Origin of the sequence: Desulfosporosinus shakirovi (genome assembly GCF_020595055.1) — a bacterium.
Classification (GTDB): Bacteria; Bacillota; Desulfitobacteriia; order Desulfitobacteriales; family Desulfitobacteriaceae; genus Desulfosporosinus; species Desulfosporosinus shakirovi.
Genome location: NZ_JAJDOO010000010.1, coordinates 80,321 through 104,708, shown reverse-complemented (window position 1 = coordinate 104,708; position 24,388 = coordinate 80,321). Strand labels below are relative to the sequence as shown.

19 protein-coding genes are annotated in these 24,388 nt (G+C 41.6%); 14 read left to right on the top strand and 5 right to left on the bottom strand.

Going from position 1 to position 24,388, the window contains the following annotated elements:
* Nucleotides 1–57 precede the first annotated feature (57 nt).
* Nucleotides 58–1,107 carry a response regulator transcription factor gene (locus LJE72_RS10995; protein WP_229247623.1) on the bottom strand — a complete coding sequence of 350 codons (1,050 nt, stop codon included), beginning with the start codon at nt 1,105–1,107 and terminating at the stop codon, nt 58–60.
* Between the two features lie 537 nt (nt 1,108–1,644).
* Between LJE72_RS10995 and ald the strand changes: the two genes are divergently transcribed.
* On the top strand, nt 1,645–2,784 hold the full coding sequence (ald, locus tag LJE72_RS10990) for an alanine dehydrogenase (RefSeq protein WP_229247622.1): 1,140 nt from the start codon (nt 1,645–1,647) through the stop codon (nt 2,782–2,784).
* 197 nt (nt 2,785–2,981) lie between these two features.
* On the opposite strand, the gene LJE72_RS10985 is transcribed toward ald, so the two are convergent.
* Nucleotides 2,982–4,202: a sensor histidine kinase gene (locus LJE72_RS10985; RefSeq protein ID WP_229247621.1), complete on the bottom strand. Its 1,221-nt coding sequence runs from the start codon at nt 4,200–4,202 to the stop codon at nt 2,982–2,984.
* Nucleotides 4,203–4,579: 377 nt separating this feature from the next.
* Here LJE72_RS10985 and LJE72_RS10980 point away from each other — a divergent pair, with 377 nt between their 5' ends.
* The 6 genes from LJE72_RS10980 (at nt 4,580) to LJE72_RS10955 (ending at nt 12,022) form a co-directional block, all read left to right on the top strand.
* Nucleotides 4,580–6,082: a glycine betaine uptake BCCT transporter gene (locus tag LJE72_RS10980; protein ID WP_229247620.1), complete on the top strand. Its 1,503-nt coding sequence runs from the start codon at nt 4,580–4,582 to the stop codon at nt 6,080–6,082.
* 382 nt (nt 6,083–6,464) lie between these two features.
* Nucleotides 6,465–7,385 carry a [methyl-Co(III) glycine betaine-specific corrinoid protein]--tetrahydrofolate methyltransferase MtgA gene (gene mtgA, locus LJE72_RS10975; RefSeq protein ID WP_229247619.1) on the top strand — a complete coding sequence of 307 codons (921 nt, stop codon included), beginning with the start codon at nt 6,465–6,467 and terminating at the stop codon, nt 7,383–7,385.
* 19 nt (nt 7,386–7,404) lie between these two features.
* Entirely contained in the window at nt 7,405–8,835 is a 1,431-nt protein-coding gene (mtgB, locus tag LJE72_RS10970) for a glycine betaine--corrinoid protein methyltransferase (protein ID WP_312038924.1), read from the top strand.
* Between the two features lie 34 nt (nt 8,836–8,869).
* Nucleotides 8,870–9,517: a glycine betaine-specific corrinoid protein MtgC gene (gene mtgC, locus LJE72_RS10965; protein ID WP_073030548.1), complete on the top strand. Its 648-nt coding sequence runs from the start codon at nt 8,870–8,872 to the stop codon at nt 9,515–9,517.
* A 209-nt stretch (nt 9,518–9,726) separates the two neighbouring features.
* Nucleotides 9,727–11,220: a glycine betaine uptake BCCT transporter gene (locus tag LJE72_RS10960; RefSeq protein WP_229247617.1), complete on the top strand. Its 1,494-nt coding sequence runs from the start codon at nt 9,727–9,729 to the stop codon at nt 11,218–11,220.
* Between the two features lie 106 nt (nt 11,221–11,326).
* Nucleotides 11,327–12,022 carry a DUF1638 domain-containing protein gene (locus LJE72_RS10955; RefSeq protein WP_229247682.1) on the top strand — a complete coding sequence of 232 codons (696 nt, stop codon included), beginning with the start codon at nt 11,327–11,329 and terminating at the stop codon, nt 12,020–12,022.
* Between the two features lie 151 nt (nt 12,023–12,173).
* On the opposite strand, the gene LJE72_RS10950 is transcribed toward LJE72_RS10955, so the two are convergent.
* The 3 genes from LJE72_RS10950 to LJE72_RS10940 all read right to left on the bottom strand — a co-directional run bounded on the left by LJE72_RS10950 (nt 12,174) and on the right by LJE72_RS10940 (nt 14,872).
* Nucleotides 12,174–12,854 (bottom strand): corrinoid protein, encoded by a 681-nt coding sequence (locus LJE72_RS10950; protein WP_229247616.1) that lies wholly within the window; start codon nt 12,852–12,854, stop codon nt 12,174–12,176.
* Between the two features lie 11 nt (nt 12,855–12,865).
* Nucleotides 12,866–14,140 (bottom strand): PocR ligand-binding domain-containing protein, encoded by a 1,275-nt coding sequence (locus LJE72_RS10945; protein WP_229247615.1) that lies wholly within the window; start codon nt 14,138–14,140, stop codon nt 12,866–12,868.
* Between the two features lie 384 nt (nt 14,141–14,524).
* Nucleotides 14,525–14,872 (bottom strand): YggT family protein, encoded by a 348-nt coding sequence (locus LJE72_RS10940; protein WP_229247614.1) that lies wholly within the window; start codon nt 14,870–14,872, stop codon nt 14,525–14,527.
* A 226-nt stretch (nt 14,873–15,098) separates the two neighbouring features.
* Here LJE72_RS10940 and cooS point away from each other — a divergent pair, with 226 nt between their 5' ends.
* The 7 genes from cooS (at nt 15,099) to LJE72_RS10905 (ending at nt 24,377) form a co-directional block, all read left to right on the top strand.
* Complete coding sequence (gene cooS / locus LJE72_RS10935) at nt 15,099–17,030, top strand: anaerobic carbon-monoxide dehydrogenase catalytic subunit (RefSeq protein ID WP_229247613.1); 1,932 nt, start codon at nt 15,099–15,101, stop codon at nt 17,028–17,030.
* 867 nt (nt 17,031–17,897) lie between these two features.
* Nucleotides 17,898–18,578: a cobalamin B12-binding domain-containing protein gene (locus LJE72_RS10930; protein WP_229247612.1), complete on the top strand. Its 681-nt coding sequence runs from the start codon at nt 17,898–17,900 to the stop codon at nt 18,576–18,578.
* A complete protein-coding gene (locus LJE72_RS10925; protein ID WP_229247611.1) occupies nt 18,571–19,269 on the top strand; it encodes a GntR family transcriptional regulator in 699 nt (232 codons plus the stop codon). The genes LJE72_RS10930 and LJE72_RS10925 overlap by 8 nt, the downstream gene beginning before the upstream one ends.
* Nucleotides 19,270–19,327: 58 nt before the next feature.
* Nucleotides 19,328–21,178: an ASKHA domain-containing protein gene (locus LJE72_RS10920; RefSeq protein WP_229247610.1), complete on the top strand. Its 1,851-nt coding sequence runs from the start codon at nt 19,328–19,330 to the stop codon at nt 21,176–21,178.
* Between the two features lie 480 nt (nt 21,179–21,658).
* Entirely contained in the window at nt 21,659–22,471 is an 813-nt protein-coding gene (locus LJE72_RS10915) for a methyltetrahydrofolate cobalamin methyltransferase (protein ID WP_229247609.1), read from the top strand.
* Between the two features lie 111 nt (nt 22,472–22,582).
* Nucleotides 22,583–23,221 (top strand): cobalamin B12-binding domain-containing protein, encoded by a 639-nt coding sequence (locus LJE72_RS10910; RefSeq protein ID WP_229247608.1) that lies wholly within the window; start codon nt 22,583–22,585, stop codon nt 23,219–23,221.
* Nucleotide 23,222: 1 nt separating this feature from the next.
* Nucleotides 23,223–24,377 carry a uroporphyrinogen decarboxylase/cobalamine-independent methonine synthase family protein gene (locus tag LJE72_RS10905; protein ID WP_229247607.1) on the top strand — a complete coding sequence of 385 codons (1,155 nt, stop codon included), beginning with the start codon at nt 23,223–23,225 and terminating at the stop codon, nt 24,375–24,377.
* Nucleotides 24,378–24,388: the final 11 nt, after the last annotated feature.

Genomic DNA, 24,388 nt, shown 5'->3' with positions numbered 1-24,388 from the left:
GGGACTTAACGCTTTAATTAACGTTAGGTCCCTATTTTGCTAAGTTGACCTCTATTATTAAATCGCATGATTGGCTCGGTAATCGGAGGGGGTAATACCTTCGTTTTTCTTAAAAATAGTGGAAAAATAACTGCTGGAATTAAAACCGTTAGCGGCGGCAATTTGGTCAATGGTTGCAGTTGTAAGGCGCAATTGTTGTTTGGCTTTTTTGAGCCGTACTCGGGCCAGATAATCGGTTAAACTTCCGCCTGTTTTTTTATTAAAGATCCGACTTAGATATGCTGGACTGACGTGAACGTATGCTGCCACCATATTTAGCGAAATATTATTAGCATAGTTTAATTCAACATAGTCCATAGCTTTGCGCGCTAAGAGTTGGCCTTGATCAAACTGTTGATTTAAACCTAATAAACCGATACATTTTTCCAACATTGTGTCTCCCCAAGATTTCAGGTCTTCAAGGGACGAGACATGGCACAAATCTTGAGCGAGGTCATTTTCGAACGAAGTTACCTTAGCGGGATCAGCACCCGCAGATAGGACTGCTTGTGTTACGATGACCATGATTCGTAAGGCGAAAGAATTTAGAAGAGGGGTTAGTGGAAGAGGATTTGAAGTTGCAAGAAGTTCAAGAAGCAACGTCAATTGACGTTTGCTCTCCTTGAGATTTCTTGTCTTTAGTTGCTCTTCAAGGATTGTCAAATCCATGGCAGGACAGGATTGAAACTTTTTGTGGGAAAGCCTCTCTAAAGCAAGTTTTACAGCCTCAATTAGTTGGTGTGGTTGAATTGGTTTGAGTAAATAATCTGTGGCTTGAGCTCTTATAGCTTGCTGAGAAAAAGAGAATTTACCATAGGCTGTTAAAATAATGACTTCTGTGGCAGGGTAAAGTGCCTTAATTTGTCGGGTTGCTTCTATACCATCAATTCCAGGCATTTTAATATCCATGATAATCAAATCGGGGTGCGTAAGATGGACTTTTTCTAAGGCTTCCCGTCCGTTGCCAGCTTCTCCTAATATTGTGATAGGAAGGTCGGAGTTTTGTAAGGTTAACCATAAAATCTTGCGCTCTAATTCCTCATCATCAACCAGTAATACTTTATACATGCTATTACCATCCTCAAAATCAGTTAATAATGATATGAGTTGAAGGATACTCATGCCCACTTACTTATGGAGTTCAGTATAAAATATTTATACCCAAGTGCAATATTCTGATAAGGCTTACTAAATCATAGTAAAATATTCAAATATTATCAGAGGATTGAGCATAGATTTGAATAGACAAATTTCTGAATTATGAGATAATTAAGCCGATTATAGTTCAGCTCCATTTATTATAACGTAACCTTGCTAGGAATGAAATGAAATTGCAAAAGCCAATCTAAATTTTAATGTTTTAGTTTATGTGGTTTTGTGTAATCAAAAAGGCCGTTTGGCTAAGATCATATTCACAAGAATTGGCCGCCTTAAAAGAACAAGAAAAGAAATAACCTGAGTAGTAATTTTCAAAGACATAATTTTAAAGACAGTTACCTGACAATATATTGAGTCTTTTGCACAACATTTTGTATGGTTTAGAGACTTGTATGTGTGAGATGATACTGCTATTAAAAATCCCTAACTGAGAGGAGAGTAATTTAGATGATTATCGGAGTACCGAAAGAAATTAAGAATAACGAAAACCGAGTTGCGCTTACCCCCGCAGGCGTAGTGGCATTTTGTAAAGCCGGTCACCAAGTCGTTATTGAAAATAACGCTGGTGTAGGCAGCGGAATCAGTAATCAGGAATACATTGCCGCAGGAGCCGGAATTTTGGCTACTCCGGAGGATGTTTATACAAGCGCAGAGATGATTATGAAAGTTAAAGAGCCTCTGCCATCAGAATATACTCTGTTTAAAGACGGTCAGCTTTTATTTACCTACCTTCACCTGGCTCCCGAGCCTGCATTGACCGCAGCGTTACTCAAGAAAAATGTTGTAGGTATTGCTTACGAAACTGTTCAGCCTGCTGACGGCAGCCTACCTTTGCTCATACCCATGAGTGAAGTCGCCGGACGTATGTCGGTTCAGATTGGTGCTCAGTTCTTGGAAAAGCAACATGGCGGAAAGGGGATTCTCTTAGGAGGGGTTCCCGGAGTTTCTCCTGCGAAGGTTACCATCGTCGGTGGTGGCATTGTTGGTATTAACGCGGCAAAAATGGCAATCGGTATGGGGGCAGAGGTCACTATTCTGGATGTAAGTACTGCTCGTCTTCGCTATCTGGATGATATCTTTGGCTCACGAATCAAAACATTAATGTCTAACAGTTTTAATATTATGCAGGCTACCGAGAAGGCTGATTTATTGGTTGGAGCAGTTCTGATCCCAGGTGCAAAAGCTCCTAAGCTTGTTACTGAGGAAATGGTTAAAGCTATGAAACCAGGTTCAGTGATTGTGGACGTGGCAATTGACCAAGGCGGAAGCGTGGAAACAATCGATCATGTGACTACTCATGCAGAGCCAACCTATGAAAAGTTTGGTGTCATACACTATAGTGTAGCCAACATGCCTGGAGCAGTAGCTCGGACTTCTACCTTCGCCTTGACCAATGCCACTTTACCATACGCGTTGAAGCTTGCTAACTTAGGCTATGCTGAAGCAATCAGAACTGACTTGGCGCTGGCCCGCGGTGTCAATGTTATCCATGGTAAACTCACCTATAAAGCTGTTGCAGAGGCTCTCGATCAGGAGTACACACCGTTAGGGGAAGTAACTGAAGTACCTGCAAGTTTTTTGACCTAAATAAACTTTTCCTCAGACAGTAAAGGACAGGCGGCAAAGCCTGTCCTTTTTATGCTCTCTTTAAGTTGGACAGGACTTGAAAGGACGTTTGAGGTTAGATGAACCGCCTGATTCGAACGAGGATGTTCGAGTCAGGAACACATAATTGTAATCGCTGGCAAGGTGTTATGATAATGAGAAGGAACCCATACCGGAGTTTACACTCTCTGATTGGGGATTAAGAGAATCACGGTAGTAAGTGCTTGTTTAGGAAACAGCCTGACACCAAATTCTTTGCCGAATTGAAGTTGTAAGCGCCTATGAACATTGCGCAGACCAATCCCTGGGACACACTGATGATCTTGGTTTAAGTCAATAGGAGCATAATGTTCAGGCATGCCCACTCCATCATCTATCACAGAGATTTCCACATGGTCACTTACCTTTTTACCCATAATCCAGAGGTGACCATTACCCTCTTTAGGTTCTAATCCGTGGATACAGGCATTCTCCACCAACGGCTGCAAACTTAAGAAAGGGATTTGGATAGCTTGAAGGTCGATTGGAATATCTATGGTTACTTCTAGCCGCTCTCCAAACCTGTTTTTTTGAATAAGCAGATAGCTTTCGACATAATGAAGTTCTTCCAGCAAGGAAACCAGTTCTTCAGGTTGATCTATATTATGTCTTAGTAAATTGGACAGGGCGAAAAGAGTATTTAATCCCTTGGTGTTTTCACCGAGAGTTACCAAACTGATGATAGTATTTAGAGTGTTGAATAAGAAGTGAGGTTTGATTTGGGCCTGCAGGTTTTTTAGTTCTGCTTTATGCAATGTGTGTTCAAGCTCTACAATAATTCGGGCATCTTCGGCTGCCTTCAATTTCTCTTCACTTAACCCTTCTTGCATCTTAGCTCGATAGATTAGTTCTACTATATAACTTACTACAAATTGTATAAGTCCACCTGCAGCTTGGCATTTTTCCATACTTATAACCTGGATTTCCTGAAAAGTTTGGCTTAAAGATTCAGGGTCCAGGCCTAAGTCCGCAGTAACGTGAAGCATATCCTCAATCTCTGGAGCTTGTGGTTTTTCGAGGTGCATCTGACCGCATGTAATGGACCCGTAGAACTGATTCTCCACAATGATTGGCACCGACATTAGCATGACACCAGCATGACATTTGCCCATACATGAATTACCCTGCTCTACGGTATTGAAACCCAGAGCGGCATTGGAATTAATGCATCGCCTTAGACCGGCATCTTTGGAGCGGATACTGCGGCAAAAGCCGTAAAAGTAATTATGATTTACCACAGGGAAACCAAGAGCATCATTAATATCAATAGTGATGTCTGTGGCCTTAGTGAAAGTTTCGATGATTCGAACCAGCTTATCTTCTTCGATCAGTTGAAATAGGCTCTTTGGTGGATGGTCCATAAGATCCTCTCCTCACCTTACTTTGTCGATACTTCCCAGGGTTAGGTGCCATTATCGGCGCGCAATTAACTAATATATACAGCTTAGAAATAAGTTTCCTTTATGATTATAGACTTAACCCATTGGTGATTGCCAGTGAATTCTGTAAATTGTAATTGGAACTTAATGGTTTTATCCGTATTTAATAATGGATTATATTAGTTTAATTATTAAGGTTGAAATGACAGCATTGAATAACTATTAATCAAAGTAGTTGGAATTTTCGAAAATGGCATAAATGTAGCAAAACGAGCATTGTTGTGGCAACCTAGAATAATAGAAAGATGTTAAGATGAGGAATAGGTAGGGTTATATTTCCCATTTTGGGAGGAGGAAGAATGAGTAATAAAAAGAGTTTTCTTGGCATAATTGATCGTGCCATCTTCTCATTTTCTGCGGCCATTATGGTTCTGTTTGTTCTCTGGACCCTATGTCAGCCTAAAGAGGCCGGTGACACATTCAACGCAGCACAGCAATTCATTACGGAAAATTTTGGCTGGTGTTACTTAATTGGCGTGACTTTCTTTCTGTTTTTTGCTCTATTTATTGCCCTAAGTAAATATGGGAATATTATCTTGGGCAAAGATAGTGAGAAGCCTGAATACAGTACTTTGAGCTGGTTTTCCATGCTCTTTGCAGCTGGTATGGGAATTGGTCTTATCTTCTGGGGTGTAGCTGAACCGATGACGCACTATGCGTCTCCTCCTTCTGGTCAACCTTCTACTATTGAATCAGCTCAGATTGCAATGCGTTATACTTTTTTTCATTGGGGTCTGCATCCTTGGAGCGTTTTTGCTGTTGTAGGCTTGTCAATGGCTTATTTTCAGTTCCGTAAAGGCTTACCAGCTTTAGTGAGCTCCACCCTTTATCCATTGCTTGGAGAAAAAGGAATTAAGGGATGGATTGGCAAGTTAGTTGATATCTTGGCCGTATTTGCAACAATATTTGGGGTGGCTACATCTTTAGGCTTAGGTGCCATGCAGATCGGCACTGGGTTAAATTATGCCTATGGCCTACCCACGGGTAACACGACAACTGTCGTTATCATCGCAGTAATTACAGCATTGTTTATAACATCTGCAGTAACTGGAATCGAACGAGGAATTAAATTTCTAAGCAAAGTCAATATGCTGTTGCTTTCTGTTATTTTAACCTTCATGCTAATCATTGGACCTACTCGATTCATTCTTGATGGCTTTGTCGAAACTATGGGCTCCTACGTTCAAAACATTATTCAAATGAGTCTTTGGGCTGATGCCTATAATACTAATCCTGGTTGGGTAAAGGGCTGGACGATTTTCTACTGGGCATGGTGGGTTGCCTGGGGTCCGTTCGTTGGTGCATTTATCGCCCGAATTTCAAGGGGACGGACGGTTAGAGAATTTATTTTGGGTGTGGTCATTGCCCCTGCTTTGATGAGTTTTATCTGGATGGGAGTCATGGGGAACAGTGCGCTTTATATTGATGTTTTTCAACAGGGCGGTATTGCATCACAAGTAGTAAAAGATATGAGTACAGCCATTTTTGCCATGTTTCAGTATTACCCGCTGACAGGTGTTCTAACAAGCCTAACGACCTTAATTATAGCGATCTTCTTTATTACATCAGCGGACTCTGCCACCTATGTCATGGCTATGTTCACATCAGGTGGGGAATTAAACCCCAAAGCTGAACTGAAAATCTTCTGGGGTTTAGTTTTAGGTGCGGCCGCAATTGCTTTGATGATAGCCGGGGGATTGGGTGCATTGCAGACGGCTTCCATCGTTTCAGCATTTCCTTTTATGTTTGTTATTTTTGCTATGGTTGTTTCGATTGTAAAGGCGTTCAAAAGTGAAATTTAAATAAGAAGTATCTGGCCCTCGCTTAAGACTCCATGCTAATCAGTGTGGGGTTTTTAGTTTTTAACTTTAATAATGTGTGTTAGTGTAACAATATTAATTAAAAATGTGAAAATAATATTAAAAAACATGAATAATCGGAATTTTCATTTTCAGCCTCAAATGTAGTAAAACGAGCATAACTGTAGTGTTAATATCGAAGAACTATGGTGTTATGATGAATGCAGGGAAGATCAATCAAGAAATGTAACATGTCATATAGCATATAGGGGGTGAACTTCTCAGGATTGCGGAACCGCACTAGTAAAGGTTGAAAGTACCCGATGTAAAAGCCGCATTCGCGTTATGAAGGTGTCCAAACAATATAAATATGGAGGAATTTATAATGTTAAATTATACATCAGAACAACATGTCTACGATATTAACGGAGTAAAGGTAGGCGGGCAGCCAGGACAATACCCAACTGTGCTGATTGGCAGCATCTTTTATAGGGGTCACAAAATTGTCAAAGATGGAATGAAGGGAATTTTCGATGAAGATGCTGCGAAAGCGCTTCTGGATCAAGAAGCCGAGCTGAGTGGTGAAACAGGTAATCCTTTTATTCTTGATGTCTTAGGTGAATCGATAGAGGCATTAACTCGTTATGTAGAATTTGTGATGAAGAATTCTAAGGCTCCTTTTTTGTTAGACAGTATCAGTCCAGCTGTACGAATGGGTGCATTGAAAGAACTGGGTAATGATCCTGAAATACGCAAAAGACTGATTTATAATTCCATTGACGAGCATTATTCCGAGGAAGAGTTAGCTGCTATTAAAGAAAGTGGAATTAAAACGGCCGTCATTTTAGCCTTTAGTAATAAAGCATTAAAGCCCAAAGCCAGAATCAAACTCTTGACGGGAGATGGGGAGAAAGAAGGTCTGATTGACGCCGCCAAAAGAGCGGGAATCGAGCAGTTTCTTGTTGACCCGGGTGTCTTGGATGTACCTAGCGCCAGTTGGACAAGTGAGGCCATCCATGTAGTCAATCAAGAATTTGGTTATCCGGGAGGATGTGCTCCTTCTAACGCTGTGTATTTGTGGAAGAAGATGCGATCGAAAGGAACTCCTTTTTTCGAAGTGGCCGGGGCTGCCGTCTTTACCTATCCGGTAACTCAAGGTGCAAGTTTTATTCTCTATGGTCCTATGGTTAACGCGCCTTGGGTATATAGGGCAATGGCAACCACTGATGCAATGATGGCCTATAATAATAAACTTACGGGTGTCAAGTTAGGAACCCAGGAACATCCACTATTGAAGATTTTTTAAAGAAGATACTATTCAAACTATAAAGGGGTGTTTAACTATGTTGCCAAAGTATAATGTGTTGACTGAAGAGCAGGTGCTGATAATCCATAATGAATCAATTAAGATTCTTGAAGAAATCGGTATGGATTTTGAATATGAACCGGCTTTGAAGGTCTTTAGGGCCCAAGGACTAAAGGTAGAAGGAAACCGGGTCCATTTCACAAGAGAATTTATTGAAGGGAAAATTAAGCTGGCACCTGCTGAATTTACTCTGCACGCCCGCAATCCAGAGCACAACTTGGTGTGTGGCGGCGAAAATATAATCTATATGCCTGGTTACGGAGCTCCCTTTATCCAATTAGCTGATGGGACCCGTCGTAAAAGCACGATGCAGGACTACGAAAATATTGTTAAGCTAGCCGGAGCAAGCAAAAACTTGCATATGACAGGGGGGACGGTGGCTGAGCCCCAAGATATTCCGGATGAAATTAGACACCTAAAAATGATTTACAGCTCCATCAAAAACTCGGATAAGTGTTTCATGGGTAGTGCCGAGGGACGGGAACGTGCACAGGACTCTATCGAAATGGCTGGGTTACTTTTTGGAGGCAAAGATGTCATTAAAGAGAAACCGGTGCTCATTTCTCTAATTAACTCCCTGACGCCCTTGAAATTTGACGAGAGAATGCTAGGAGCCTTGATGGCCTATGCAGAAGCAGGACAGGCTGTTGTTGTAGCTTCTCTGGTTATGGCTGGTTCTACAGGACCGGCAGCCTTGGTCGGTACTTTAGCACTGCAAAATGCTGAAGTCTTGGCAGGGATAGCTTTAGCCCAAAGTATTAATCCAGGAACACCGGTTGTATATGGCTCGACTTCCGCTCTCAGTGATATGCGTACAGGCAGTCTCTCTATCGGCAGTCCGGAAACAGCCTTATTTATTTCAGCCAGTGCTCAAATCGCCCGCTACTACGGTGTTCCCAGTCGATCAGGCGGCGGCTTGAATGATTCCAAGATTGTGGATGCTCAAGCTGGTTATGAATCCATGATGACGCTGATGGCGGCTAGCGTAACAGGTATCAACTTTGTTCTTCATACTGCGGGGATTTTACAATATTTCATGGCTATTTCCTATGAAAAATTTATGATGGACGATGAAATGGCAGGAATGCTTTTGCACTATTTGAAAGGCTTCAACTTTGATGAGGACGGTTTAGCTTACGATGCGATTGCTAAAGTCGGACCGGGCGGACACTTCCTCACGCAGAAACATACCCGAAGAAACCATAAAAAGGAGTTCCGCACACCTCAGTTAAGTGATCGTGCCGCCTTTGATGCCTGGTCCAAGGAAAAATTGGACACAAACCAAAGGGCCCATAAACAGTGGCAAGAGGTTTTGGCTAATTACGTACCACCCGCACTTGACGAAAACATTGATAAGAAATTGTTAGAGTTCATCGCTCAACGATCTTAGACTAAATAATTGGGAAATGGGAGGAATAAATCAAATGAAGGAACTATTTTTAGAATTAAAGCAAGCCATTATCGATGGGGATGAAGATATAGTGGGGGAACTTTCCCAAAAGGTCATTGATGAATCAATTAACCCAGTTGACGCCGTGCAAGAAGGCCTGATCAAAGGAATTGAAGTTGTAGGGGAGTTATGGAAAGCAGGGGAAGTCTTTCTGCCGGATGTAATGATGTCTGCTGAGGCAATGAAAGTCGGGTTAGGTCTGCTTGAGCCTGAAATAGCTAAATTGGGTATGAGTGAAGGGGAAAGTAAAGGCAAGATTGTCTTAGGAACAGTAGAAGGGGATATCCACGACATCGGTAAGAATATTACAGGAGCGATGTTTACGGCAGCGGGCTATAAGGTTTTTGATATTGGTACTGATATTAAAGCCGAAGATTTTGTTTTAAAGGCTCAAGAAGTTGGAGCAGACATAATTGGGGCGAGTGCCCTCTTGACAACAACGATGAGCGCGCAAAAGCAGATTATTGATTATTTGATAGAGCATAATCTTAAGGATCAGTTCAAAGTCTTCATTGGAGGAGGTCCTACCAGCCAAGCTTATGCAGATGAGATCGGAGCCGACGGATGGGCTGAATCTGCCGACGAAGCGGTCGCGCTTGCAGACCGTATGCTGGCAAAATAAATTTTTAATTCAGAGAGCTCAATAGCAGAATGCCTAACGAAGTTAAATCCTAGGGACCTTAATAAAACAATTCTTTAAAGTCCCTAGGATTACTTTCGGTTATAAACGGTGACAGAGTGATTCTATAGACTGGCGACTCCACGCACCAGGACTAGGATACAAAAACTAATCCATTAGACGTAAAGTTTACGAGAGGAGTAGTGCTATTCATGACAAATAGTAGAAGCTCAAATAACCGTACTGTTATGTATATCTCTTCAGTCATCATCGTATTATTCGTAATATTCGGCATGTTTCTTCCTGAACAAATGGGTAAAGTCGCTAGTGCTTCCTTCGCATTTTTGACGACTGATTTCGGATGGCTATATCTGTTGGCGGTGGCTTTTTTTACGATTTTTATTTTCGGAATAGCCTTTAGTCGTTTTGGTAAAATCAAGCTGGGAAAAGACGACGACAAGCCTGAGTTCAGTAACTTTCAGTGGTTTTCTATGTTGTTCGGAGGAGGTATGGGTATCGGGCTTGTCTTCTGGTCAGTTGCCGAGCCAATGATGCATTACCTAACCCCGCCGATGGATACAGCGGGTACCCCTGAGGCTATGCGTACAGCCATGCGCATCATGTTTTTTCATTGGGGAATTCATCCTTGGGTAATTTTCGCCATCGGGGGTCTGGCTCTGGCATACTTCCAATTCCGCAAGGATCTGCCCTTCTTAGTCAGCTCAGCTTTCTATCCTTTGATTGGGGAGCGGATTTACGGGCCCATCGGCAAAGGGATTGATATCTTGGCAGTGTTTGCCACCGTGTTTGGTGTAGCCACCAGCTTAGGTCTCGGCTCTAACCAGATAGCCACAGGGCTGCAATATATCTGGGGAATTCAGGCAACGCCTACGACCGTTTCGATAGTCATCGCATTAATGACGCTGCTCTTCACTCTGGCCACAATATCCGGCCTGCACAAGGCTATGCAGATTGCTGCTGACATTAAGATATGGCTTTCGATTGGTTTCATGGTATTCATCTTCTTGTTCGGGGGGACGGTTATTATCCTGAACAACTTTACAGATACTCTTGGCGCCTACTTGCAAAACTTTGTCGGACAGACCCTGTGGATGGGCAATATAGACTGGATAAACGGCTGGACTGTGTTCTACTGGGCGTGGTGGATTGCTTGGGCTCCCTTCGTCGGACAATTCGTCGCCCGTGTCTCCAAGGGTCGTACCATCCGCGAATTTGTGTTAGCCGTAACCTTATTGCCTTCTGGATTCTCCATGATCTGGCTGTCGATTTACGGCGGTGCAGCCTTCAACCTGGATAAGCTCTCCAATGGAGCCATTCAAGCTGCTGTTAAAACAGACTATACTACCGCCTTGTTCGCCATGTTGCAACAGTTACCTTTATATTCAATCACCGCTCCTCTGGCAATTCTCCTCATCGTTGCCTGTTTTGTCGGAGCTGCGAATTCCGCAACCTATGTACTTGCTATGTTGACTTCCAACGGTGACATGGACCCTGGCAAGGGATTACGCAGCTTCTGGGGTATCATACAGGGGTCTTTCACCATCATTCTGATCTTAGTCGGCGGCGGCACTGCAGCTTTATCGGTTTTGCAGACAGTTTCTATTGTCGCGGCCTTCCCCTTCATGTTGATCATGATAGCCATGTGCTTTAGCATTTACAAAGCACTTGGTCAGGAGAAGCTTTAAGTCGGAAAGTCCTGATACAAATCAAAAGAACATCTGGGTTGTGGAGGCCTGGGTGTTCTTATGCGGTTAAGATTCTATGGATTGAGCAAGCTTGTTGTGGAGGATGATGCAGTTGAGAATTAAGCTGATTGGTTGCCAGTCAACTATGAATGAAATCCATGCGCAAGGACTTAACCAGGGAATGGATTGTGAGTTTCTAGATTACAGCTTCCACGCTCGACCGGATAAGTTACATGCTAAACTGCAGGAGATAATTAATCAGAGCCAGGACTATGATTTGATCATACTTACTTATGGACGTTGCTCTAATTCAATGCTTGGGTTGCTGTCGCCGCGCGTACCACTTTTATTTCCGGCGACACACGACTGTATTGGCCTAATGTTAGGATCAACTGCCAGGCATATGGCATTATTCAAGGAGAACTCTCTCACTTATTATTTTAGCCAGGGATGGTTGGACTATGGGCGCACTCCTTTAGCAGAATACTGGGAATATGAAGAGAAATATGGTGAAAAGAAAGCGCGCAAATTGATTAAAACTTTGTATGGCAGTTATCAAAAAGCAATCTTCATTAAGACTCCCGGGATAAAGGATCTTGAACGATACAGAAAAAAAGTTCAGGAGATTGCCGACTTTTTTGGGTGGGGAGTCGGAGAGATAGAAGGGGATCCAGGTCTCCTTACCTCAATTGTCAAAGGAATCAAGGTCCCGGAATCCATCTATGTTGATGCGGGCCAAGTTGTCACATTGGAAACATTAGCAGGAACACAAAATAGAAAAAAAGATCGAGCCGGATCGTGACTTTAAGGACTCTTACCCGGAAAGAACGAATCAATCATATTAGGAGAAGCTTGAGAAGTGGGCGAGTGAAATTAAATTAATTTATCATAAAGCTTATATGCAAAGAACTACTCCTGCAAAAACAAGAGTAGTTCTTTTAGTTAATTATGATTCATTCAGGGGTATGCATTCTTTTATGAGTTGCCTCTTTGGAGGTTAACAGTTTACTTAGATTTTCCTTTAAAAACTTGCGGAATTCAAATGCATCTTCAAATGTATAATCTGCTCCAATTTCCTTGGCAAAGGCATCAGTTATGGGAGCTCCACCTACTATGATTTTTATCCCATTGCGCAATCCCTGAGCTTCCAGTTCATCAATCACATCTTTCATAACAGACATGGTTGTGGTTAATAAGGCCGAAATCATGAGAATATTAGGCTTTTCCTTGCGAACAGCACTGGCAAATTTCTTAGGCGTAACATTAACTCCAAGATCTATGATTTTGGTGCCTGTTGTCATAGCCATGGTTTTGACAATGCCGAGGCCAATATCATGTAAATCTCCTGCGACGGTACCCAAGACTATCTTGCCAAGCCCTTTTTTAGCAGGGGCTGTCAAGATTGGCTCAATAACGGATAGGCCCGCATGCATTGAATTGGTGGCCATTAAAACCTCCGGAACATTAACTTTTTCCGTGCGGTATTTTTCAGCGATGATGTTAATACCAGTAATGAGTCCCTTTTCAAGAATAGAATTAGCAGAATATCCTTGTGCTAAAGCTTGCTTGCAGAATTCTATCGTATCCTCAGATTCCCCTTCAGCAATTGAATAGATAATATCATCAAATATCAATTGAATCGCTCCTAAAATAAGCTATTTTTATAGATCAGTGGGGTGACGCCAATATATTTCCGAAATACTTCAGCGAAATAACTTTGGCTTTTAAAGCCTATTGCTTTAGAAACTTGTTCAACACTGAACTCCGGTTTCTTCATCAGTTCTACTGCTTTTTCAACACGGACTCTAGTTAGGTAATCATTAAAAGTGCAATCTAATTCTAAGCGGAATAAACGAGATAGATGGGATGGGCTAATAAAGAGATGATTGGCAGTTGCTTTAAGTGTCAGTGGTTTATGGTAATTTTCCATAATGAAATTTCGGGCGTTATTAACTAAACTGAGGTGCTTCTTGTCTGCGAGTTTAAAAATCCCATCCAGGAATTCCCCTATGACCTTATGGACTTTGAAGAAGAATTCTTCTATGCGTTCAATGCTGTTAATCTCATTGTTAAAATCTTGAAGTTTAACCATGACCAGTTCAGCATCAGCCCCTCCTTCGACGGCCGCCCTTGATGACAGGGAGGCCAATTCAAGCACCCGTATTTTAATAGTAGCTTTATCCCCGGCGGTTTTAGTTAAGAGGTCAGTTAATAAATTTTTCAAAGTACTTTCGGCCCTGGTTTTATCACCAAGCCGTATATAACTTAGAAAACGCCTTTCATTTTTTAAATAGGTTCCATAGTCTGTAAACTCTGTAGAGTTTTTCTTCTTTCTGTTTTCCAGATCAGCTTTTATTTGAAGGCGTTCTAAATGATAAGCATTTTCCTCCTCCATAGTATGAATGTTTCTTTTCACCAAGTGATTTACCACCACAAAAAGCATGTCTGCCGCAGCTTGGGACTGCTCAGGAGAGGATATGGGGAGTTCTTTTACTTTTTGTTGCAAAGTATCAAAGTCTATATTTTTAGAGTTGGATTTCTTTAATTGTTGAAGAAAAAATTCGTCAGGTTTCCACAGTAATACTTGTCCGCATATGATACTGCCTAAGAATATACTATCTACTATAATCGGGACGGCCCATATAATAAGTCCGGCATGGCAACGGAAGAAATAGGGCTCATTCCATTTGGCGGATTCTAAAGTCGCTTCTTTATATGAATCTAAACATTTCTTTTCTCCTTTACTGTGGCTTCGGATAAACTGACAAAAATCGCTCCTGCATTTATTACCCAATATAGCAAGGGTTTCTCCTTTTCTATTTACGGCTTCAATATGAAGCCCTGTAGCCTTAGAAAAACTGGCGAGGATTTCCTCTAAGTATTGAGGATCAAGAAAACTTTCAATATTTCTCTTAGGCATAGCAGTCTCCTCAATTTGTTGGTAATCGCTGTAGGAATAACCGGGATAAACAAAAAATTCTAACTGTTATAATATTTCGACGTAAAGTGCATAAATCCTTTAGATTATGCAGATAGGAAATACTTCAAATCTCCGTAAGGTACATGTATTTAAGCTGTCTAATTATTAGGATGGCATCTTCTTTGCTGTCAAAAAATTTTTGCTGCTTTTTAGCTGATTCAAGTCTGAAGCCCGTAACAATTAAAAACTGTTACGGGCTGCTCTTAATATCTTCAAGTGGTGTTCCTTATTCTACTTCGGTGACGATACTCTCCACCGGAGACTATCGTACTGGAGATTTATGCCACCCAAGTCTCGATGTTCAGCTTTAGCTGAACGAGTTCACTAACGTTTTTCTGGTGTGTGATGAGGTCTGCTAATCTCAATTAACTTAACAATTCCCCAAGCTATAATTGCATAAACAATCATAGCAATAATCGTCGTTGGCTCTAAAATGGACTGTGCCTCAATCCCTTTGGTGACTGCCGACCGAAAGATACCAGTAAAAGGGGATAAGAATGCTTGTGATACTGAATATATAAATGAAACAAAAAGACTTTGAGGATTTGCTCCAAGAAGTTTGAAGACTAGGCGAAAGGCTAATAACACCTCCAGAACACCCAAGATATAGTATACTATGTTCTTTGCTTTTAAATTCGGTTGGTTCATTTTTATATCCGTACTTTCGTTCATTTAGTATCCCTCCATATCTATTTGTTATCTATTTGTTGATTTTATCTTTCCAATTTGTATTAAGAACTATTACACGCAGAATTGAACGGGAAAAATAGTAACAAAATAACAACCGAGTCAGTTGCTTTGAAGAAGGCTTTAATTAGTTTACAGTTCACAGAACTGTACATATTTAGCAGGGCAGATGAGCAAACTTTCAATAGTAATTATAAAAGGGGGATAGGTAATGTCTGAAACCATATTGGAAAAGACTGAGGGTCGAATAAGTTACCATGATTCAGTTGAAGCAATGATAGGAAGAATCAGGGAAGACGGTATGTCCAATTCCTTCGATCGTTGGACTGAGCAGGAAAAGATTCGCTGTAAATTTTGTCTTCAAGGCTTAACATGTCAACAATGTGCTCAGGGGCCTTGCCGAATCAGTGAGAAGACTGGGCAGGATAAAGGAGTTTGTGGAATCGGACCTGATGCTATGGCTATGAGAAAGTTGTTGCTTCAAAATATTATGGGAGCAGGCACCTACAGCCATCATGCTTATGAAGCATTCAGGACCCTTAAGGCCACAGGAGAAGGGAAAACTCCATTTAAAATTACGGATGTCAATAAACTTAAATGGATGTGTGAAAAGCTTGGACTCAATACGAATCAGGATATTAACCAGATGGCCATACAATTAGCTGATCTGCTCAATGCCCAGATGAACATTGGTGTAGAAGAGCCGAATCTCATGGTTGAAGCCTTTGCTCCAAAGAAGCGGAAAAAGGTCTGGAAGGACTTACATATTTATCCGGCGGGAGCTCTTCACGAGGAGCAAAATTGTGTCGCGAGTTGCTTGACTAATGTCGATGGAGATTATGTTTCCCTCGCGCTTAAAGCCTTGCGCCTAGGCCTTTCCACAATCTATAATGCCCAAATTGGGTTGGAAATGACTCAGGATATTTTGTTTGGTACACCTAAACCACACGAAGTCAATGTTGATTTGGGGATCATGGACCCGGATTACGTTAATATCGTATTTAATGGACACCAACCTTGGCCTGGCGTTGCAACTATCCAAAAGGCTAAAATGGCGGAAGTTCAAGAGCGGGCTAAAGCGGCTGGGGCCAAAGGGCTTAGAATCGTTGGATCTATCGAAACGGGACAAGAATTAGTTCAGAGATTTCCCGTAGATGATGTTTTTGTGGGCTTAATGGGGAATTGGTTGACCATAGAGCCTCTCTTAGCGACAGGAAGCGTAGATGTCCTGGCTATGGATGAGAACTGTTCGCCACCGGCTATTGATATGTATGCAGAACAATACCAAATAACCTTGGTAGCAGTCAGCACCATCATTGGGCTACCGGGTCTTCAACATAAGATTCCGTATCATCCGGCTGAAACGGACGCTATGGCAGATCGACTTATTGAGCTAGGAATTGAGAACTTCAAAAAGCGTAAAGGAAAAATCACTGCAAAGGTCCCTGAAGTTATCCAAAAGGCGATTGCGGGATTCTCCACAGAAGCCGTTTTGGAGGCCCTTGGCGGTAAACTTGATCCACTGGTTGATGTCATTGCCGCTGGAAAAATTAAGGGTGTTGTCGCCTTAGTGAGTTGCTCAACTATCAGAAATGGTCCTCAAGATTGGAACACGGTGAATCTAGCTAAAGAACTTATCAAGAAGGATATTTTGGTAGTATCCGCTGGATGCGGAAATCATGCTTTAGAAGTGGCAGGCCTTTGCAACATGGATGCGGTTAAATTGGCGGGCAGTGGTTTAGGAGAAATATGCGGTGTCCTAAAAATCCCGCCGGTCTTGAGTTTCGGAACCTGTACGGATACAGGAAGAATCTCAATGCTCGTTACAGCGCTGGCAGATCATTTAGATGTAGATGTACCTCAATTACCTATTGCAGTAACTGCCCCTGAATGGATGGAGCAAAAAGCGACGATTGATGGAGTATTTGCTGTGGCATACGGTGCGTATACTCATTTATCGCCGACTCCCTTTGTGACAGGCGCGCCTCAACTCGTTAAATTATTGACCCAAGATGTTGAAGGACTAACCGGAGGGAAGGTCGGTCTCGGAGATGATCCGGTAGAAGTCGCCAATAACATCGAAGCTCACATTATGGCGAAGAGAAAAGGTCTGGGATTGAGCAATAACCAAGCAGCTAAATAAACCCTCTACCAAGGCTGAGAAATCTTCAAAGCATAATCAACTAGAAAAAGAGGCACCTCAAATTATTTTGAGGTGCCTCTTTAATAAGACCGGAATAACGTTATATCCTGTGCAATTCTTAATGGTGTAGGTTTGTTATTTATTGTATTTGTTATAAAGTTTACTAAAGCCTTGCTGAAATAAAAAATGATGCTAGAAAAGTGTAAGAGTAATTATAGAGTAGCCATTCATGCCGCTGCTAAGGCGGCACCATCAGAGGATGAAAATAGGTCCTTTGGGTCGGGCAGCTTCACCCACATCCTGCAAGAAAGCTAATTCGTGCGAAGACAATGTCTTCGTCACTCAGCACTCCGAGGCTCGCCTACTCGCTTTCGCGTGAGCTATCTTCAGCGGATAAGTATTCTTTGGAGATAGCCGCTTCGAGCGAAAATGTCCACCGGACACTTTCGTGCCAAACCTCTGGGTAATACCTGATGTGAACCCGTAGCTGCGCTTCCCAGGTCAGCTTTGTGGTCCTTACCGCCTCTCCATGCAATTCGTTCACTTTTGTGGAAGAATCTGCCTGCCTTTGTGGTCTGTAGATTGTTTAGGTTATTTTTGTAGAATCTTTTTTCAGAGTAGTATTTAGTTAAGACTTAATAAGAGAGATGAGTGTGCCCATCTCTCTTATATGTTGGGGGAATTCGCCATTAACATGTAAACGAAGATTGACCAAATTCTGAAATCTTTGTATAAAGTTTGACAAAACAAATTTTAGATTATAATATTTAATTTGAATATTCATGTTATACCTGTATATATAACATCAAATAAAACAGGCTTCGTTTAAGCTCGTAAAGCCGTAATTTGGTTTAGGGGAGGGAAAAGATGAAAGACTTAGGCGACACAAAGGAGTCATTAGTCAGATGTGTGGAACAGTTAGACGAAGAAAACTCTCTTAAATTGGCTAAGGAAGTCTTAATTGAAGGGACTGACCCTCTATACCTGCTTGATTTAATGAATGAAGGAATGAAGAGAGTAGGGAAACTCTATGACTGCAGAGACTATTATATCGCAGACTTGATCATGGCAGGGCTTATCTTTAGACAAGTATTGGAACTAGAAGAAATGACTGACTTTTTCCATGCGAAGTACAATAAAAAAACCGGAAAGATTGTTATAGGCACTGTTAAAGGAGATATACATGATATTGGAAAAGACATTTTCAGGTATATGTTAGAAGCGAATGGCTTTGATGTGATTGACCTGGGGGTAGATGTATCGAGAGAACTCTTTGTAAAAAATGTGAAAAAACATAATCCGGATATTTTAGCGCTGAGCGGTGTGTTAACGAGCACTGTAGATGAAATGAGAGAAGTCGTAATCTCTTTGACGAAAGTACACCTTAGAGATAAGGTTAAGATCATTATAGGTGCTAATCATCTTACCCAAGAGGCTTTTAGGTTCATTGGTGCAGATGGGTTTGCAACAGATGCTTCAGTAGGGGCCAAATTATGCAGGGAATGGATGAACGTTGGTAATGGACAAGGAGTAGAAGGTAATGGCTGATCCGGTTTATATCAAAATTGTTGAAGACATCAAGAAAAAAGTAAACAGCGCAGAATTAAAACCTGGTGATACCGTTCCTCCTGAAACCGCACTTTGTAAAGAATATGGTGTCAGCCGAATGACGGTTAGAAAAGGCTTGGCTATTTTAGCAAGTGAGGGATACATCTATTCTGTTCCTGGTAAAGGCAGTTACGTCCAAAAACCAGAAGTTAACAAATATACTTTACATTATGATGAGATGAATAACCCTATTAATACTGTTGATAACGCCAGACTGTTAGAAGTCTCAATTATTATGCCCGATGAAAAGTTAGCAGATGAGTTGCAAACTACCAGAAATAAGCACGTTATTATGATTCGGAGGTTATTCTATACAGAAGGAAGTCCTGTAGCTTATGATGTTAAATATTTACTTTATAGCAAAGGCATGCCTATTGTAGAAAAGGAAATTGAACAAGCCACATTTCAGGAAATGGTCTCGAATAGTATGCCCATTTTTGCATTAAAGAAAAGAATTAGTATTAGTGCTCAGATACCTAATAAAGAAATTAAACGATATCTCAATATTTATGATGATCTTGCCTTATTGGTGGTTGAGCAGAAACTTTATAACAATGAGAACAAGCCAATTGGCATAGGTATCACTAGTTATAGGGGAGACTATATAAAATTGCAAGGCAGCAGTGATTAATCCGGAGTCCAAAGTGCAAAGGTTAGAGTTTAATGACACAGGGTGGAGGGAGCTTTCTTTGAAATATCATAAAGTGGTTTTTCAGCCTGGCAATGTATTAGTAGAAGCGGCGGATGGCAGCAAACTTAAGGAAGTTATGAATGAAGCTGGTTTAGAGTTTGATTTTCTCTGCGGCGGCCAAGGAACTTGCGGAAAATGTCGGGTCAAAGTTTCTAAGGGATTGACGACACCGGTTACTAGAGAACAAGAAATACTTCAAGTGAAGGAATTAGACAAAGGTATTCGTTTAGCGTGCTTAACTGCTGTGCACAATGACCTAATAGTGGAGCTTCCAAACCAAAATAAACTTAAACACAATATCTTAATAGCTGCCAGTGAAAGAACTTCCAAAATTGAACCACTGCTCCTCAAGGTACCCATTGAAGTCGATAAGCCTTCGCGTGAAACTCAGAGTTCTGATTGGCGTCGCTTGATAGAAAGTTTAGTCAGACAAGGGTATAAGGAGAGTGAATTAGAGACAACAGTCTCTATTCTAAGGAAGATGCCGGATGTCATTAGAGGTGCCAATAATCGTATTACGGCAGTTATGCATCAAAGTAAAGTAGCTGGAATCGAACCCCAGGATTCTGCGAAATCCATGCTCGGAATGGCCTTCGATATTGGTACAACTACCATTGTGGGCTATCTGCTCGATCTTTATACTGGGAAAGAGTTAAGTGTGGTTTCTACCCTTAATCCCCAGACCGTGTTTGGGGCAGATGTAATTTCGCGGCTCACCTTTGCCAGCCATGAAGAAAATGGTCTAACAAAACTGCAGAGGGCTGTGGTTGAGGCTATTAATAAACTCATTGATGAAGCGGCACAAAAAGCGTCTGTTTTGAGGAATGAAATCTACGCCATTTCTATCGCAGCGAATACTTGTATGCATCATATTTTTCTAGGCATAAATCCTCAGAGTATTGCAGTATCTCCTTATGTACCTGCCCTGAGTGAACCTTTGGCATTAGATGCTTCGGAACTTGAAATAAGCATTAATCAGGCTGGAAAAGTGTTTATGTTGCCAAATATTGCTGGTTTTGTAGGGGCTGACACAGTTGCAGTGTTGTTGACAACCGAGTTGGATCAGAGTGAAGATATTAAGCTTGTTATAGATATTGGCACTAATGGTGAAATTGCCCTTGGTTCCAGAGAAAAAATAGTTGCCTGTTCAGCTGCGGCAGGCCCTGCTTTTGAGGGGGCCCAAATCAGCAGTGGGATGAGAGGTGCCGCGGGTGCCATCGACCATGTTTACTATCGGGACAAGCTTGAGTATTCCGTGATAGGGGGAGGGAAACCCTTAGGAATATGCGGTTCTGCTTTGCTTGACGCTGTCGCGGGATTGGTAGAACTTGGTATTCTCAATAAGAGAGGAAAAATCTTAGCCTTCGACCAATTAACAAATCCTGCGGCCCAAAGGTTTAAGGAAAATCTCATACAATTTGAAGGCCAAGGCGCATTTTTGCTAGCTGAAGCCGGTATAACCGGTCACGGCAGACCTATTATGATTACTCAGTCTGATATCAGAGAACTTCAGATGGCCAAGGGAGCAATGGCGGCAGGGGTCAGAGTATTGATGGAGACCTGTGGCATTCAGGCCCAAGATATTAAAGAAGTCCTCTTGGCAGGGGCCTTTGGAAACTACTTGAATCCCCATAGCGCCTGTGTTATAGGGTTGATTCCCCCTGAACTGGAAAGTAAAATTCGAATGATTGGCAATGCAGCTGGCACTGGCTCAAAATTGGCGTTACTTTCTTCAAGTGAATTCCGTAGAACGAAGGATATTGCTGAGGCTGTTAAATTTGTTGAGTTGGGCAGTTATCCTAGATTTAATAGTATTTTCGGTGAATGCACATATTTTAAAATTCAATAAAGCATGGAAAATAACGATATATTACTAAATGGAAGCAAGGGACTGACAAAGTTCTTTGCTTCTTTTCTTTATCAATTTCGAGACACTCACTTCTTCAAGTGGGTGTTCCTTATGCCACCGAAGTCTCGATGTTCAGCTTTACCTGAACGAGTTCACTCGTTGCATCCAACGGAAAAAACCATAGTTTGAATGGCTATATTAGTCTGTTTCCATGCTTCAAGGAGCACTACTAGAACTGAAATCTTTATTTTAGTTGTTAGAATCGCAACAAGGCACCTATGGCCTGGTGTTATTAAGTTTCCTTTAAAAAGTGGCATGTCCATTAGTTAAAGTAATTTGAGTCAAGATTTTAAATTGTAGCAAGAGTTCAAATTGAATGACTTGTGAAAAAAATAATTTGACAAGTAATTTGAATATTGTTAATATATCTTCATAAGACATGTATATACAGGAGTAGATATGAAGTGAGGAGGGCCTCAAATGATTATTATTGGCGAAAAAATAAACGGAACTATACCAAGTGTTAAAAAGGCCATAGAGCAAAAGGATGAAGAGTTTATTCAAAGCCTTGCCATACGCCAGACAGAAGCAGGTGCAGATTATCTTGATGTCTGTGCCAGCACTTCACCAGATGTTGAAGTAGATACTTTATTATGGATGATGGATATTATTCAGAACGCAGTGGATACTCCTTTATGTATCGATAGTCCAAATCCGAAGGTTATTGAAAAAGTTTTTCCTTATGCTAAACGTCCTGGATTGATCAACTCTGTATCTGAAGAAGGCGGAAAATGCGAGATAATCTATCCGATTATTAAAGGGACGAAATGGGAGGTTATTGCATTGACGTGTGATAACAGGGGGATCCCCAAGGACATTCAAACAAGGGTGGAAATCACAAAGGTTTTAGTTGAAAAGGCTCTAATCTATGATATTACCCCTGACAGGATCCACATTGACCCGCTTGTAATGGCACTGTCTGCAGATAATCAATCTTTGCTGAACTTTGTCGAAACCTTAAAAGAGGTTAAAACCTTATACCCTGCTATTAAAGTAACTTCTGGGTTAAGCAATATATCCTTTGGAATGCCTTTAAGAAAAGTGGTTAATCAACACTTCTTAACCTTAGCGATTGACGCAGGAATGGATTCTGCCATCTTAGATCCTTGTAATCGGGATTTGGTGACAACGCTGTATATAACAGATGCTTTACTGGGTAAAGATCGATTTTGTAGAAATTACTTGAATGCTTACCGCAAAAACAAGATCGGTCCTCTAAAAACGGATGCTTAAGATTTCGGATAAAGAGAACTATTTTTTTCCTTAATCTTGTATATACAGTTAAAGCTAGGTATATTCTGAGCTCCCATAGTTGAGTTATTTAAAATTAGAGGAGGTTTAATCATGATCGATTTACAGGCGCTGACTCAAGCAGTAGGAGACCTTGACGAAAACACGATTTTAACGATGATTAACGATTTTATCGAAACAAACCCCAGTGGTGAAGATGCCCAGAAGGTTGTTTTCGCTTGTCAACAAGGGATGGCGATTGTCGGAGAGTTGTTTGAAAAGAACGAATACTACGTTGGTGACTTGATTTTTGCCGGGGAATTACTATCGAAAACCATTGATTTACTAAAACCTGTTTTAAGCAGTGTTGCCACCCAAAAATTTGGGTCCATCGTTATCGGTACTGTAGAAGGAGATTTACACGATATTGGCAAGAATATTTTCGGGAGTATGGCAGAAGCAGCAGGCTTTGACGTTTACGACTTAGGAATTGACGTTTCACCCAGTGCGTTTGTCGAGAAGGTAAAAGAGGTTAAACCACAAATCGTTGGGATGAGCGGAGTTCTGACCCTTGCCATCGACTCTATGAAAAATACGGTTAATGCGTTGAACGAAGCTGGCTTAAGGGAAAGTGTAAAAATAATCATTGGCGGGAATCCTGTCAATGAAGATGCCTGTAAGCAAATTGGCGCGGACGCTTTCACAACGAACGCTGCTGAAGGGCTGAAAACTTGTCAAGGGTGGGTGAAATAAGATGACGGATGCTGCAGCTAGAACGAATGAACGAAATCAGATCTTCCGCGATCTGTTCAGCGGAAAAACTCCAAAAAGAGTACCGATCAGCAACCCGGCAACCCAAGATTTTGCTATTCAACATGCCGGTTTGGACTTGGCAGAGTGTCAATGGGATCTAACTAAATTAGAGCCAGTGTACGATAAATTTTGTCAAGATTTTTACACCGACACTTATCCTGGCGGTTCCATCAGAATTCCTTCACACTATCAAATTCTAGGGTCAACCCCTATTGTCATGAGTTCCAGCGGATTCATGCAGCATCCCGATGTCGTGGGCATGCTGGCTGAGGAATATGACCAATTTATAGCATCCCCTTATGATTGTATTGTCGAAACGATTTTACCTCGGTTATACACGGGGTTTAACGGGGAACCCGGCAAAGTGGCTATGACGTTAGCTAAGGCGATGCGTGCTCAATCCGATGATCTGGCCCATCTGGGAGCAATAAGGGCAAAAATGAATGCCAAATATGGCTTTGCTGGAATGATTGGTGCTTTAACAGAAGCTCCCTTTGATTTCATGGCTGACTTTCTGAGGAGTTTTAAAGGGATTTCGGGTGATGTCAGACGGTATCCGGATAAGGTGGCGGCAGCCTGTGAAGCTGTATTACCTTTGATGATTAAGAAAGGTACTCTGCCGAATCCCTCAATGTTAGGGTATACCTTTATTCCGCTTCACATGGCGCCCTATTTGCGCGATAAGGACTTTGCAACATTATACTGGCCGACCTTCAAGAAGTTAGTCGAGACATTAGCCAGTATGGGTCAAAATGTCCAGTTGTTTGTGGAACAAGACTGGATGAGATACCTCGATTATCTGTATGAATTGCCAGAAAACACAATTATGAGGTTTGAATACGGAGATGCAAAAGTTATTAAGGAAAAGCTGGGCCAAAAACACATCATCTCCGGGCTCTATCCAGTGACATTATTGCAAACCGGGACTAAGCAACAGTGTGTGGATAAGGCGAAAGAATTATTAGATATCCTCGCTCCAGGAGGAAGATATTGGTGGCAAGCGGATAAAAGCATTATTCACTTGGAAGCCAGTGGTCCGGTTGTGGAAAATCTCAAAGCCGTCTTGGATTATGTTCATGAAAACGGTACCTACTAAAACTGGGGGGA

Bases quoted from the DNA above. Each gene is read 5' to 3' on its own strand.
- LJE72_RS10995 (WP_229247623.1), bottom strand. From the start codon at position 1,107: ATGTATAAAGTATTACTGGTTGATGATGAGGAATTAGAGCGCAAGATT.
- ald (WP_229247622.1), top strand. From the start codon at position 1,645: ATGATTATCGGAGTACCGAAAGAAATTAAGAATAACGAAAACCGAGTT.
- LJE72_RS10985 (WP_229247621.1), bottom strand. From the start codon at position 4,202: ATGGACCATCCACCAAAGAGCCTATTTCAACTGATCGAAGAAGATAAG.
- LJE72_RS10980 (WP_229247620.1), top strand. From the start codon at position 4,580: ATGAGTAATAAAAAGAGTTTTCTTGGCATAATTGATCGTGCCATCTTC.
- mtgA (WP_229247619.1), top strand. From the start codon at position 6,465: ATGTTAAATTATACATCAGAACAACATGTCTACGATATTAACGGAGTA.
- mtgC (WP_073030548.1), top strand. From the start codon at position 8,870: ATGAAGGAACTATTTTTAGAATTAAAGCAAGCCATTATCGATGGGGAT.
- LJE72_RS10960 (WP_229247617.1), top strand. From the start codon at position 9,727: ATGACAAATAGTAGAAGCTCAAATAACCGTACTGTTATGTATATCTCT.
- LJE72_RS10955 (WP_229247682.1), top strand. From the start codon at position 11,327: ATGCAGTTGAGAATTAAGCTGATTGGTTGCCAGTCAACTATGAATGAA.
- LJE72_RS10945 (WP_229247615.1), bottom strand. From the start codon at position 14,140: ATGCCTAAGAGAAATATTGAAAGTTTTCTTGATCCTCAATACTTAGAG.
- LJE72_RS10940 (WP_229247614.1), bottom strand. From the start codon at position 14,872: ATGAACGAAAGTACGGATATAAAAATGAACCAACCGAATTTAAAAGCA.
- cooS (WP_229247613.1), top strand. From the start codon at position 15,099: ATGTCTGAAACCATATTGGAAAAGACTGAGGGTCGAATAAGTTACCAT.
- LJE72_RS10930 (WP_229247612.1), top strand. From the start codon at position 17,898: ATGAAAGACTTAGGCGACACAAAGGAGTCATTAGTCAGATGTGTGGAA.
- LJE72_RS10925 (WP_229247611.1), top strand. From the start codon at position 18,571: ATGGCTGATCCGGTTTATATCAAAATTGTTGAAGACATCAAGAAAAAA.
- LJE72_RS10915 (WP_229247609.1), top strand. From the start codon at position 21,659: ATGATTATTATTGGCGAAAAAATAAACGGAACTATACCAAGTGTTAAA.
- LJE72_RS10910 (WP_229247608.1), top strand. From the start codon at position 22,583: ATGATCGATTTACAGGCGCTGACTCAAGCAGTAGGAGACCTTGACGAA.
- LJE72_RS10905 (WP_229247607.1), top strand. From the start codon at position 23,223: ATGACGGATGCTGCAGCTAGAACGAATGAACGAAATCAGATCTTCCGC.